This window comes from Streptomyces sp. NPDC127092, assembly GCF_042722475.1.
Classification (GTDB): domain Bacteria; phylum Actinomycetota; class Actinomycetes; order Streptomycetales; family Streptomycetaceae; genus Streptomyces.
The window spans coordinates 280,237-292,629 of record NZ_JBHXFE010000002.1; the positions used below are offsets into that span (position 1 = coordinate 280,237).

Consider the following 12,393-nt stretch of genomic DNA (forward strand, 5'->3'; position numbering starts at 1 on the left):
GCGTCAGATCTCGTACAGGTACGGCGTCGTCGTGGTCAGCTCCGCGAAGCCCAGGCGCGCGAGGATCGGCCGGCTGGTGTCGGCGGCGTCGACCTGGACGTAGCGGTAGCCGCGCTCGGCGGCGATCCGGGCGCGGTAAGCGACCAGGGCCCGGTACAGGCCCCTGCCCCGCCAGGCCGCGACGGTGCCGCCGCCGTACAGCCCCGCGAAGTCACTGCCCGGAGGCAGGTCGAGGCGGGCGGCGCTGACGGGCTCGCCGTGGGCCAGGGCGACGACGGCGGCCGCCGTGCCGGGCGCGTCGGCCAGCTGGTCGAGCAGGCGGCGGCCGATGGGGGAACTGTCCGTGCCGAAGGCCAGGTCGTGCACCTCGACCACCATCCGCACTCCGGCCTCGTCGGTGACGGGCCGCAGTTCGACGCCGTCGGGCAGGTCCACCGGGGCGGACACGGCGCTCGCCTCGGCGACCATCACGGTCTCCCGCTCGTCGGCGGTGAAGCCGGCGGCGACGAGCCGCCGCGCGAGGTCGGCGGGGCCGTCGTGACCGTACAGCTTCCATTCGAAGGAGCGGCCGGCGGCCCGGAAGTGGCCGATCTGCGCGGCGATGGCGGCGTCGGCGTCGTGGTCGCCGAGCCCTGACCACAGCACCCCGTTCCAGCCGTGCGCGGGTCCGGTCTGGCGGACGACGAGTCCGTCCCGTTCGACGCGGGCGCCCGGCCCGTCGGGGCGGGCGCCGAGTCGGAGCTGGCGGTCGAGGAGGGTGCGCAGTGCGGTGAGGTCCATGGCCCTCACCCCAGCATCCGCACCGGCACCCCTGCCACCGATTTACCAGGTGACGGGCAGGGCCTCCGGTCCGCGGTTCACCGTGCCCGTACGCCAGGCGATCTCGTCGGGTGGCACGGCGAGCGCGAGCCGGGGGAACCGGGCCAGCAGGGTGGCGAGCATGACCTCGGCCTCCATGCGGGCGAGCCGGGCGCCGGCGCAGTAGTGGGCGCCGTGGCCGAAGGCGAGGTGCGGGGCCTCGTCCCGGGAGAGGTCGAGGCGGTCGGGGTCGGTGTAGACGGCGGGGTCGCGGTTGGCGGCCGGGTAGAAGACGTGCACGGTCTCGCCCTCGCGGACGGTGACGCCGCCGACCTCGATGTCGGCGGTGGCGATCCTCGGCATGCCGACGCCGTTGCGCTGCGGGATGAAGCGAAGGAGTTCGTCGACGGCCCTGGGCAGCCGGCCGGGGTCGATGCGGAGCTTCGCCGTCTGGTCGGGATGGACGAGCAGCACGTACACCATGGTGGAGACGATGTTGCGGACGGCGTCGAGCCCGTTGAGGGTGAGCATCACCGCAAGGGAGACCAGCTCGGGCGTGCTGATCCCGCCGGCCGCGCGGGCGGCGGCGAGTTCGCTGACGAGGTCGTCGGCGGGGTGCCTGGCGCGGTGCCGGGCGAGTTCGGCGAAGTAGCCGGCGATCTCCTTCTTCACGGACTCGCCCGCAGCGGCGGTGGTGTGGTGGTCGAGCAGTCCGGCGCGCCAGGCCTGGACCCGGTCGAGGTCCGCGGCGGGGACGCCGAGGAGTTCGGCGACGACGGTGGCCGAGAGCGGTCCGACGAAGCCGTCCGCGAGGTCGGCGGGCGGGCCGGCGTCGAGGACGCGCAGGGCGAGGGCCTCGGCGGTGCGCTCGATGCGGCCGCGCAAGGCGGTCATGCGGCGGCGGTCGAAGGCGGGCGCGATGAGTCTGCGCAGCCGGGTGTGGTCGGGCGGGTCGGCGCGGCCGACGCCACCGGCCGGGGCGAGGGTGTGCGGGGTCATGCTGGGCAGCGGCCGCCCGACGGTGAGCGCGCGGCTCATCCGCGGGTCGGCGGTCACCTGTCTGACGTCCTCGTAGCGGGTGACGAGCCAGGCGTGGCCCTCTCCGTGGGGCAGGCGGACGCGCGCGACCGGTTCCTCGTGGAGGAGCCGGTGCGGCACCGGGTCGAAGGCGGTGCCGGGCAGTGGAACCACGGCCCAGTCGTGGACGACGGGGCCGTGGCCGGATGGGGACGTCATGGCGTGGGTGTGGTCTCCTGCCGTACTCCGGCGTCGTGCCGGAGCGGGGTGATCTGTTCGATGTCGTAGCGGATGCGGAGCCGTTCGATGGCCTCGTGGTCCACCGGGTCGCCCGCGCCGAGGATCTCCATCAGCTCCTCGAAGTACGTCTCGTGGTACGTGGGCGGCGAGACCTGGAAGAGCATGCGGGCGGGGGTGTCGCCGAGGTTGGCGAAGGCGTGCGGGCAGCCGGGCGGGACGAGCATGAGCGTGCCCGGGGTGGCCCGGACGGCGCGCCGGCCGTCGGCGGTGCGCCAGCCGCGCCAGCTGTCGGCGGTGCGCACCTCGGGCTCGAAGGCGAGCACCTCGAGCTCGCCTTCGAGGAGGTAGAAGAGCTCCTCGGCGCGGCCGTGGGTGTGCGCGCCGACGTCGAACCCCGGCGGGACGACCACCTCGAAGGTGGACGCGGTGGTGGTGTGCTCGCCGGTGACCTTGAAGGTGACGTGCTGGGCCGGGGTGGCGAGGATCCGGCCCTCGCCCGGGGGCACGATGAGGCCGCTGAGGGTCATCGTCGGGTCGCTCCTCTCACCAGGTGACGGGCAGGGTCTCGGGGCCGCGGATGAGGGCGCCGCGCTGCCAGCGGATCTCCTCCTCGGGGACGGCGAGACGGAGGTCGGGGAAGCGGGTCCACAGCGTGTCGAGGAGGATCTCGGACTCGATGCGGGCGAGCGCGGAGCCGGGGCAGTAGTGCGGCCCGTGGCCGAAGGCGACGTGCGGGTTGTAGCCGCGGTCGAAGTCGAGCCGCTCGGGGTCGGGGAAGACCGAGGGGTCGCGGTTGGCGGTGAGGTACGAGACGTAGACGGGGTCGCCCGCGGGGATGGTGACGCCGCCGACCTCGACGTCCTCCAGGGCGATCCGGGAGAGGCCGACGGCGTTGCGGTGCGGGATGTAGCGGAGGAGTTCGTCGACGGCCTGCGGGAGGAGTTCGGGTTCGGCGCGCAGGCGGGCCAGGTGCTCGGGGTGGGTGAGCAGCGCGAAGACCATGTTGGCGCTGTTGTTGCGGACGGCGTGGGCGCCGCCGATCTGGATGAGGACGGCGAGGCCGACGGCCTCCTGTTCGTCGAGGGTGTCGTCGTCGATGGCGTCGGCGAGGACCGCGGCGAGGAACTCCTCGCCGGTGCCGTGGCTGCGGCCGATGAGTTCGGTGAAGTAGCGGGCCATCTCGGCCTTGGCCTGCTCGCTGGCCTCGCGGCCGGCTCCGGCGGAGATGATGGTGTCGGACCAGCGGGCCATGAGCGGCTGGTCGCCCTCGGGGACGCCCATGAGTTCGCTGACCATGGCGAGCGGGAAGGGCCGGTTGACCAGTTCCATCAGGTCGGCGGGCGGGCCGTGCTTCTCGAGCCGGTCGAGCAGCCGGTCCATGACGGCCTGGGCGTGGTCGCGCAGGGAGCGCAGGGCCCGGGCGCTGAAGGCGCGGGCGACGACCCGGCGCATGCGGGTGTGGTCCGGCGGGTCGGCGAAGCCGACGGCGCCTTCCATCGGGATGAAGTGGGGCGCGAGCCGGGTGATGGAGCGTCCGTAGACGGCCTGGCGGCTGAACCGCGGGTCGACGGAGACGAATTTGACGTCTTCGTAGCGGGTGACGAGCCAGGCGTGGCCGTCGCCGTGCGGGAGGCGGACGCGGGTGACGGGGTCCTCGTGGAGCAGCCTGGCGAGGAGCGGGTCGAAGTCGAGTCCGGTGAGGTCGGGGACGGCCCAGAAGTGGACGCGGGGCTCGTCGCCGGTGTGGGGGGTCGTGGTCGTCGTCATGGGGCCACCGCAGCTGTCGTGGGGAGAGGGGTGTCGAGGGGTGTGTCGGGAGTCTCGAAGGAGGTGTCGGGGGTGTGGGCGGGAGTGCGCCCGACGGGGGTGAGCGGGTCGAGGGAGTCCAGGTCGTCGAGGGCGCCGAGACCGCCGGGATCGCCCATGCCTCCCACGTTGCCGAGGCCGCCGGAGCCGCCCACGCCTGCCCGTTCGCCGGGGCGGGCCGCGTCGCGGGGGCCGGCCTGTGCGCCGATCGACACGGTCTGGCGGCGCGGCGGGCCGGCGGCTTCGGGGCCGGTCCAGCTGCCCAGGGAGATCTCGGCGGTGATGCCGGGGCCGAAGCCGGCGAGGATGCCGGTGGCGCCGGGGGCGGGGCCGCCCTCGTCGAAGAGCCGGCGCAGTGCGTCGAGCACGACGGCGCTGGCGATGTTGCCGTACTCGGTGAGGGTGGCGCGGCTGAAGCGGAACATGTCGGCGGGCACGTCCAGGTGCTTGCCGAGGTCGTCGAGGATCCGGGGGCCGCCCGCGTGGATGAGGTAGAAGTCCTGCCGGCCGGCGTCCCGGCCGTGCCGGGAGGCGAGCCGGACGAGGGCGGGTGCGAGCTGCTCCATGGTGCCGGGCACGCGCTTGTCGAGCAGGAAGTGGAATCCGGTCTCGCGGACCTTGTAGGCGATCCAGTCCTCGCTGTCGGGGACGAGGTAGGAGCCGTTGCGCTCCAGCCGGATGCCGGTGCCGCCGGAGCCGCGGACGACGGCGGCGGCCACGGCGTCGCCGAACAGCCCGTTCGAGAGCAGGTTGCCGACGGTGAGGTCGTCGGGCTGGTAGCAGAGGGAGCAGAACTCGCAGGCGACGATCAGCGCGTTGGCTCCGGGGTACGCGGCGCAGAAGTCGTGCGCGCGGTTGATCGCCGCACCGCCGGCGGCGCAGCCGAGCTGGGCGATGGGCATCTGCCGGGTGTCGCTGCGGAAGCCCAGGGTGTTGATCATCCAGGCGGTGAGCGAGGGCATCATGAAGCCGGTGCAGGAGACGTAGACGATGAGGTCGATGTCGCGTGGTCCGAGCCCGGCGTGGTCGAGTGCCTCGGCGACGACGGCGGGGACCCGTGCCTTGGCCTCGGTCTCGTAGACGGCGTTGCGGGCCTCGAAGCCCGGGTGGGCGAGCGTGCGGTCGAGGGGCTGCACCAGGTGCCGTTTGGCGACGCCCGTGTTGCCGATCAGGCGGAGGACGAGAGGCAGTGACGCGTGGCCCGCGTGGAGGGTGCGGGCCAGGTCGAGGGTTTCCTGCCGCGTGATCGTGTGTTCGGGCACGGCGACGGCGGGACGGCACAGGACGGGCATGGTGGTTGTCGATCCGTTTCGTCCGGGGTTGGGAAGGGGAGCCGGACGGCTTCATCATCCGTTCCCCCTTCCCGCCACCGGCCCGGATCCCGCCCCTGCGGGGACAATGGCACCCGATTGTGTGATCGCGCGGCCCCGACCCGGTCAACAGTGATCATCAACGAAGAAAACCCGTCCCGACCTCTTGCCAAGCCCGGGGTGCGGCCCGTTTTACTGGGCTCGCAAGGATCAACCGAATGATCGGTCGCCCGTTTTAGGACGGTGCTGCGACCGTTTCGGGCACGACGGTGTGCGGGCGAGGGAGTGGCGCATGAGTGATCAGCTGGACGCGGGCGAGCGGCTCGGACGCGACGAGCTGGAGGCCCTCCAGCTGGAGCGGCTGCGCGCGACCCTGCGCCACGCCTACGACAACGTGCCGTTCTACCGGCAGTCCTTCGACAAGGCCGGCGTACGGCCGGAGGACTGCGGCTCGCTCGCCGACCTGGCCCGCTTCCCCTTCACCGCGAAGACCGATCTGCGCGAGCAGTACCCCTTCGGCATGTTCGCCGTCGACCGGTCCGAGATCCGCCGCATCCACGCCTCCAGCGGTACGACCGGCCGCCCCACCGTCGTCGGCTACACCGAGCGGGACCTCGACACCTGGGCGGACGTCGTGGCCCGTTCCATCCGCGCCGCCGGCGGCCGGCCCGGCCACCGGGTCCATGTGGCGTACGGGTACGGGCTGTTCACCGGCGGTCTCGGCGCGCACTACGGCGCGGAGCGGCTCGGCTGCACGGTGATCCCCGCCTCCGGCGGCATGACCGCGCGTCAGGTCCAGCTGATCCAGGACTTCGAGCCCGAGATCATCATGGTGACGCCCTCGTACATGCTCACCCTGCTCGACGAGTTCGAGCGCCAGGGCGTCGACCCGCGCGGCACCTCCCTCAAGGTCGGCATCTTCGGCGCCGAGCCCTGGACCGAGGAGATGCGCCGGGAGATCGAGGAGCGCTTCGCGATCGACGCCGTGGACATCTACGGGCTCTCCGAGGTCATGGGCCCGGGCGTCGCGCAGGAGTGCGTGGAGACCAAGGACGGGCTGCACATCTGGGAGGACCACTTCTTCCCGGAGATCGTCGACCCCGTCACCGGCGAGGTGCTGCCGGACGGTGAGGAGGGCGAGCTGGTCTTCACCTCCCTGACCAAGGAGGCCATGCCGGTGGTGCGCTACCGCACCCGCGACCTGACCCGGCTGCTGCCCGGCACGGCGCGGGTCTTCCGGCGCATGGAGAAGGTCACCGGCCGCAGCGACGACATGGTGATCCTGCGCGGCGTGAACCTCTTCCCCACCCAGATCGAGGAGATCGTCCTGCGCACGCCCGCCGTGGCGCCGCACTTCCAGCTCCGTCTGACCAGGGAGGGCCGGCTCGACGCGCTCACCGTACGGGCGGAGGCGCGCCCGGACGCCACGCCCGAGCAGCGCGCGGAGGCGGCGCGCGCGATCGCGACGGCCGTCAAGGACGGCATCGGTGTCTCGGTGGCGGTGGAGGTGGTCGACCCGGAGACGCTGGAGCGCTCGGTCGGCAAGATCAAGCGGATCGTGGACCTGCGGGAGGCGCCGGACCCGCGGGGCGAGCGCTGAGCACGGTCCCTGCGTAGCCTGGAGGGAGGAGGTGGTGGCGATGCTGGCGGACTCCCCCATAGCCGCGATCATTCCGTGCAACGACCTGGACAGGGCCAAGCGCTTCTACACGGAGACGCTCGGCCTCACGGTCACGAAGGAGTCTCCCGAGGACACCAGGGTCGAGTCGGGTGGGACGATGTTCGGTCTCTACGAGACCCCCTACGGCGGCCAGGCCCAGCACACGCTGGCGAGCTTCAAGGTCGACGATCTCGACGCGGCGATGTCCGAACTGCGCGAAAAGGGCGTCACCTTCGAGCAGTACGACCTGCCGGGTCTGAAGACGGTCGAGGGCGTCGTCGAGACCGACGACATGCGGGGCAGCTGGTTCAAGGACAGTGAGGGCAACATCCTCTGCCTGATGGAGGACAAGACCAAGGACTGACCTCAGGCAGCACCGAAGCGGTCCCGCAGTTCGCGCTTGAGGATCTTGCCGCTGGCGTTGCGGGGCAGCTCGTCGACCAGGAACACCCGCTTCGGGGCCTTGAAGTGGGCCAGTTTCTCGCGTGCGTGGGCGAGGAGTTCGTCCTCGGTGACGTCCGCGCGCGGGACGACGAAGGCGGTGACCGCCTCGATCCAGCGGTCGTCGGGAAGGCCGACGACGGCCGTCTCGGCGACCGCGGGATGCGTGTAGAGGGCGTCCTCGACCTGGCGTGAGGCGACCAGGACGCCCCCGGAGTTGATGACGTCCTTGACCCGGTCGACGACCGTGAAGTAGCCCTCCGCGTCGCGGACCGCGAGGTCGCCGGAACGGAACCAGCCGTCGCGGAAGGCCTCCTTCGTCTCCTCCGGCTTGTCCCAGTAGCCGGTGCACAACTGCGGTGAGCGGTAGACGACTTCGCCCGGGGTCCCGTCGGGCACGTCCTTGCCTTCCTCGTCGACGATCCTCGCCTCGACGTGGCGCACCGGGCGGCCGCAGGAGTCCATGCGGCCCTCGTGCTCCTGGGGGCCCAGGACGGTGGCGAGGGGACCGATCTCGGACTGGCCGAAGCAGTTGTAGAAGCGCAGGCCGGGCAGCCGGGTCCGCAGGCCCTCCAGGACGGGTACGGGCATGATCGAGGCGCCGTAGTAGGCCTTGCGGAGGGCGGACAGGTCACGGGTCGCGAACTCGGGGTGGTTGGCGAGCCCGATCCAGACGGTCGGGGGCGCGAAGAGGCTGTCGCACCGGCCGGATTCGGTCAGGTCGAAGAGGAGCGCGGGGTCGGGTCCGTCGACGATGGTGTTCTCGGCACCCACGGCGAGGTACGGCAGCAGGAAGACGTGCATCTGCGCCGAGTGGTACAGCGGCAGCGAGTGCACCGGACGGTCGTCCTCGTGCAGGTCGAGGGCGTCGATGGCGCTCGCGTACTCGTGGACCAGGGCGCGGTGGGTCATCATCGCGCCCTTGGGCAGGGCCGTGGTGCCCGAGGTGTAGAGCAGCTGGACGAGGTCCCGGGCGTCGCGGTCCGCGTCGTACGGCTCGGGCGCGGCGAGCGCCGTGAGGAACGAGTCCTCGGTGTCGCGCAGGGGCCGTACGCGGAAGCCCTCGGGGACCCGGCCGGCGAGGGCCGGGTCGGCGAGGACCAGCGAACTGCCGGACTGGCGCAGGATGTAGTCGAGGTCGTCGCCCGTGAGGTGGTGGTTGACCGGCACGTGGACGAGCCCGGCGCGTGAGCAGGCGAGGAACGCGACGAGGTAGGCGTCCGAGTTGTGCGCGTAGGTCGCCACGCGGTCGTGTTCCGCGAGGCCCCATCGCTGCCGCAGGACGGCCGCGGCGGTCGACACGGCGGCGTCCAGCTCCGCGTACGTCCAGGTGCGCTCGCCGTACCGCACGGCCGTCCGGTCCGGGACCCGGCGGGCGCTCTCGCGGAGCACGCCGTCGACGGTACGGGAGAGCAGTCGTCGTTCGTCCATGGCTCGGATCCTCGGCCGGGCGGGGCGGCCGGTCAAGTACCCGTCGTGGTTGTCGTCCCGTGTACCTCGGATACCGAACGGGATGTTGACAGAGCAAGCGCTTGACTGCCTGGATGGCCCAACCCGCATTCCACGCATGCTCGTTGGGAGGCACGTTGCACTTCCGCACCCTGTTCCCGGCCCGGCTGAGACACCTCGCTCTGGTCGGCGCGGCCCTCGCCACCGTCACCGCCTCCCTGCCCGCGGCGGCCGTCGCCGACGCCGGCGACCGGAGCCACCGCCCCTCCGACCGCGGCCTGTCGGCCGTCATCCGGTACACCGAGTACGGCATCCCGCACATCGTCGCCAGGGACTACGCGGACCTGGGGTTCGGCACCGGCTGGGCGCAGGCCGCCGACCAGGTCTGCGTCCTCGCCGACGGGTTCGTGACGGTCGACGGCGAGCGCTCGCGCTGGTTCGGCGCGGACGGCGCGCCCGACGGCTCGCTGTCGTCGGCGACGAAGAACCTCTCCAGCGACCTGTTCTTCCGCGGGGCCAAGGACGCGGGCACGGTCGAGGCACTGCTGGCCACTCCCGCGCCCGCCGGGCCGAGCCGGCAGCTGAAGGAGCTGATGCGGGGCTGGGCGGCCGGCTACAACGCCTGGCTGCGGAAGAACCGGATCACCGATCCGGCCTGCGCGGGCGCCGCGTGGGTCCGGCCGGTCACCGAGCTCGACGTGGCGCGCCGCGGCTGGGCGGTGTCCGTCCTCGGCGGTCAGGGCCGGGGCGTTGAGGGCATCACGGCGGCCCGGCCTCCGGCGGCCCCCGCCACCACGACGGCCGTCCCCGGCCCCGCCACCAGCGCCGACGCGGCCACGACCGCAGTCCCCGACCCCGCCCGGACGGCCGAGGCCGCCCGCGCGCTCCTGGCCGCCGAGAACGCCACGATGGGCTCCAACGCGGTCGCCTTCCAGGGGAGCGCGACCGCGAACGGGCGCGGCCTGCTGCTCGGCAACCCGCACTACCCGTGGCAGGGCGGGCGCCGCTTCTGGCAGTCGCAGCAGACCATCCCGGGCGAGCTGAACGTCTCCGGCGCCTCCCTGCTCGGCACCGCCGTCGTCAACATCGGCTTCAACGACAAGGTCGCCTGGAGCCACACCGTGGCCACCGGAGTCCCGTTCAGCCTGCACCAGCTGACGCTCGACCCGGCCGACCCCACCGCGTACCTGGTCGACGGCAGGCCGGAGCGGATGACCCCGCGCACGGTCACCGTCGCCGTCAAGGACGGCGCCCCGGTCACCCGTACCCAGTGGTGGACGAGGTACGGGCCGGTCGTCACCGGCCTCGGAGCGAGCCTGCCGCTGCCGTGGACGGCGACGACGGCCTTCGCGCTCAACGATCCCAACGCCGCCAACCTGCGGGCCTCGGACACCGCCCTCGGCTTCGCGAAGTCCCGTTCCACCGCCGACATGGCGCGGACGCTGCGCCGCACCCAGGGCCTGCCGTGGGTGAACACCGTCGCCGCCGACGCGGACGGGCACACGCTGTTCACCCAGGCGCAGGTGCTGCCGCGGGTCACCGACGAGCTCGCGCAGCGCTGCTCCACGCCGCTGGGCCGGGCCACGTATCCGGCGTCCGGTGTCGCGGTGCTCGACGGCGCGCGCGGCGACTGCGCGCTCGGCTCGGACCCGGACGCGGTGCAGCCGGGCGTCTTCGGGCCGTCCCGGATGCCGGTCCTGGTGGACGCCCCGTACGTGGAGAACTCCAACGACAGCGCCTGGCTGGCCAACGCCGACCGGCCCGTGACCGGTTACGAGCGGATCTTCGGCACGGTGGGCACGCCGCGTTCGCTGCGCACGCGTGGCGCCGTGGAGGACGTGGCGGCGATGGCCGGCCGTGGCGGGCTGACGGTGGCGGACCTGCAGCGCCAGCAGTTCGCGAACCGGGCGCCGGCCGGTGACCTGGCGGCGGCCGACGCGGCGGAGGCGTGCGCGGCCGTGCTCGCCGACGATCCCGAGGCCTGCCGGGTGATCGGTGCCTGGGACCGCACCGTGGACACCGACAGCCGGGGCGCGCTGCTCTTCGACCGGTTCTGGCGTAAGTTCACGGCGACGGCGAAGCCGGCCGACCAGTGGAAGGTGCCGTTCTCGGCGGCCGACCCGGTGCGCACCCCGCACACGCTCAACACCGGCTCCCCCGCGTTCGCCCAGGCCCTCAAGGACGCGGTGGCGGAGCTTCGGGCGGCGGGGATCGCCCTCGACGCGCCGCTCGGCCGGCACCAGTTCGTGGTGCGGAACGGGGCGCGGATCCCGGTGGGCGGCGGCACGGAGGCGCTGGGCATCTGGAACAAGACGGAGCCCGTGTGGAATCCGGCGGGCGGCGGCTACACGGAGGTCGCGCACGGCACCAGCCACGTACAGGCGGTGGGCTGGGACGGCGGTCACTGCCCGGTCGCGCGGACCCTGCTGACGTACTCGCAGTCCTCGAACCCGAACTCGCCGCACTACGACGACCAGACGCGGCTGTACGCGGGCGAGCGCTGGGTGACCGCCCGCTTCTGCGAGCGGGACATCCTGCGCTCGCCCGGGCTGCGCGTGGTGGTGGTCAGGGACTGAACGACAGGAAGACGAAGGCGGCGAAGATCGAGAGGTGGACGCCGCCTTGAAGGAGCGTGGCCCGTCCGGGCACCACGGTCAGGGCGCTCACCACGGCGGTGAGCACGAGCAGCACCATGTGGAGGGCGCCCAGGCCGAGGACGAGGGGTCCGTCCAGCCAGACCGAGGCGAGCGCGATCGACGGGATCGTGAGGCCGATGCTGGCGATGGCGGAACCGTAGGCCAGGTTCATGCTGGTCTGCATCCGGTCCCGGCGGGCCGCGCGCACGGCCGCGAGGGTCTCGGGCAGCAGCACCATCAGGGCGATGACGACGCCGACCACGGCCTTCGGGAGGCCGGCGGACTCGACGCCGTCCTCGATGGTGGGCGAGACCAGCTTGGCGTTGCCGACGACGGCGACGAGGGCGACCACGAGCAGGCCGAGGCTGAACCAGGTCTCGCGGGCGGTCGGCGGCTCGGCGTGGTCGTCCTCCGACTCCCGGCCCTCCTGGCCCGGCCGCGGCACGGGCAGGAAGTAGTCGCGGTGCCGGACCGTCTGCACGGCGACGAACACGCCGTAGAGCAGGAGCGAGGCGACGGCGGCGAAGGCCAGCTGGGCGGTGGAGAACTCGGGCCCGGGGTGGCTCGTGGTGAACGTCGGCAGGACCAGGGTCGTCGTCGCGAGGGTGCAGACGGTCGCGAGGGCGCCGCCGGAGCCCTCGGCGTTGAAGACGGCGACGCGGTTGCGCAGCGCCGCGACGAGCAGGGAGAGGCCGACGATGCCGTTGCAGGTGATCATGACGGCGGCGAAGACGGTGTCGCGGGCGTAGGTGGCGGTCTTCTCGCCGCCTCCGGCCATCAGGGTGACGATGAGTCCGACCTCGATGACGGTGACGGCGACCGCGAGCACGAGGGAGCCGTACGGTTCGCCGACGCGGTGGGCGACGACCTCGGCGTGGTGGACGGCGGACAGTACGGCGGCGAAGAGGAGGACCGCGACGAGGCCCACCGCGAAGCCGGGCAGATCGCGGCCCCAGCCGGCGGCGAGGCCGGCGGCCGCGACCAGCGGCCCCCAGGTGGTCCACTGTCGTGTCAGTCCTGCCGTGGTCGAACTCAT

The 12,393-nt window shown here is 72.8% G+C and carries 9 protein-coding genes and 1 pseudogene; 3 read left to right on the forward strand and 7 right to left on the reverse strand.

Annotated features, from left to right (window positions below):
- Positions 1-3: 3 nt before the first annotated feature.
- From ACFWJO_RS02870 to ACFWJO_RS02890, 5 genes and pseudogenes are all read right to left on the reverse strand, one after another.
- Positions 4-780 (reverse strand): GNAT family N-acetyltransferase, encoded by a 777-nt coding sequence (locus ACFWJO_RS02870; protein WP_386863049.1) that lies wholly within the window; start codon positions 778-780, stop codon positions 4-6.
- 42 nt (positions 781-822) lie between these two features.
- Entirely contained in the window at positions 823-2,034 is a 1,212-nt protein-coding gene (locus ACFWJO_RS02875; RefSeq protein ID WP_386863050.1) for a cytochrome P450, read from the reverse strand.
- The gene (locus tag ACFWJO_RS02880) at positions 2,031-2,582 is read right to left on the reverse strand and encodes a cupin domain-containing protein (protein WP_386863051.1); all 552 of its coding nucleotides are present in this window, start codon (positions 2,580-2,582) and stop codon (positions 2,031-2,033) included. Before ACFWJO_RS02880 ends, ACFWJO_RS02875 begins: the two co-directional genes overlap by 4 nt.
- A 16-nt stretch (positions 2,583-2,598) precedes the next feature.
- Positions 2,599-3,822, reverse strand: coding sequence for a cytochrome P450 (locus ACFWJO_RS02885; RefSeq protein ID WP_386863052.1), 1,224 nt, complete (start codon positions 3,820-3,822; stop codon positions 2,599-2,601).
- Between the two features lie 265 nt (positions 3,823-4,087).
- A pseudogene (locus ACFWJO_RS02890) lies at positions 4,088-5,153 on the reverse strand (type III polyketide synthase); the annotation flags it as partial.
- Positions 5,154-5,463: 310 nt separating this feature from the next.
- Between ACFWJO_RS02890 and paaK the strand changes: the two are divergent.
- Both paaK and ACFWJO_RS02900 read left to right on the forward strand, forming a co-directional pair.
- Positions 5,464-6,771 carry a phenylacetate--CoA ligase PaaK gene (paaK, locus tag ACFWJO_RS02895; protein ID WP_386863053.1) on the forward strand — a complete coding sequence of 436 codons (1,308 nt, stop codon included), beginning with the start codon at positions 5,464-5,466 and terminating at the stop codon, positions 6,769-6,771.
- Positions 6,772-6,811: 40 nt separating this feature from the next.
- Entirely contained in the window at positions 6,812-7,195 is a 384-nt protein-coding gene (locus ACFWJO_RS02900; RefSeq protein WP_386863054.1) for a VOC family protein, read from the forward strand.
- A 2-nt stretch (positions 7,196-7,197) separates the two neighbouring features.
- On the opposite strand, the gene ACFWJO_RS02905 is transcribed toward ACFWJO_RS02900, so the two are convergent.
- Positions 7,198-8,703 (reverse strand): acyl-CoA synthetase, encoded by a 1,506-nt coding sequence (locus ACFWJO_RS02905; protein WP_386863055.1) that lies wholly within the window; start codon positions 8,701-8,703, stop codon positions 7,198-7,200.
- Between the two features lie 155 nt (positions 8,704-8,858).
- Between ACFWJO_RS02905 and ACFWJO_RS02910 the strand changes: the two genes are divergently transcribed.
- Complete coding sequence (locus tag ACFWJO_RS02910; RefSeq protein WP_386863056.1) at positions 8,859-11,297, forward strand: penicillin acylase family protein; 2,439 nt, start codon at positions 8,859-8,861, stop codon at positions 11,295-11,297.
- On the opposite strand, the gene ACFWJO_RS02915 is transcribed toward ACFWJO_RS02910, so the two are convergent.
- A complete protein-coding gene (locus ACFWJO_RS02915; RefSeq protein WP_386863057.1) occupies positions 11,287-12,393 on the reverse strand; it encodes a calcium:proton antiporter in 1,107 nt (368 codons plus the stop codon). The genes ACFWJO_RS02910 and ACFWJO_RS02915 overlap by 11 nt on opposite strands.

What these genes read in the sequence shown, in the direction of transcription:
- ACFWJO_RS02870 (WP_386863049.1), bottom strand. Translation starts at nt 780, where the DNA reads ATGGACCTCACCGCACTGCGCACCCTCCTCGACCGCCAGCTCCGACTC.
- ACFWJO_RS02875 (WP_386863050.1), bottom strand. Translation starts at nt 2,034, where the DNA reads ATGACGTCCCCATCCGGCCACGGCCCCGTCGTCCACGACTGGGCCGTG.
- ACFWJO_RS02880 (WP_386863051.1), bottom strand. Translation starts at nt 2,582, where the DNA reads ATGACCCTCAGCGGCCTCATCGTGCCCCCGGGCGAGGGCCGGATCCTC.
- ACFWJO_RS02885 (WP_386863052.1), bottom strand. Translation starts at nt 3,822, where the DNA reads ATGACGACGACCACGACCCCCCACACCGGCGACGAGCCCCGCGTCCAC.
- paaK (WP_386863053.1), top strand. Translation starts at nt 5,464, where the DNA reads ATGAGTGATCAGCTGGACGCGGGCGAGCGGCTCGGACGCGACGAGCTG.
- ACFWJO_RS02900 (WP_386863054.1), top strand. Translation starts at nt 6,812, where the DNA reads ATGCTGGCGGACTCCCCCATAGCCGCGATCATTCCGTGCAACGACCTG.
- ACFWJO_RS02905 (WP_386863055.1), bottom strand. Translation starts at nt 8,703, where the DNA reads ATGGACGAACGACGACTGCTCTCCCGTACCGTCGACGGCGTGCTCCGC.
- ACFWJO_RS02915 (WP_386863057.1), bottom strand. Translation starts at nt 12,393, where the DNA reads ATGAGTTCGACCACGGCAGGACTGACACGACAGTGGACCACCTGGGGG.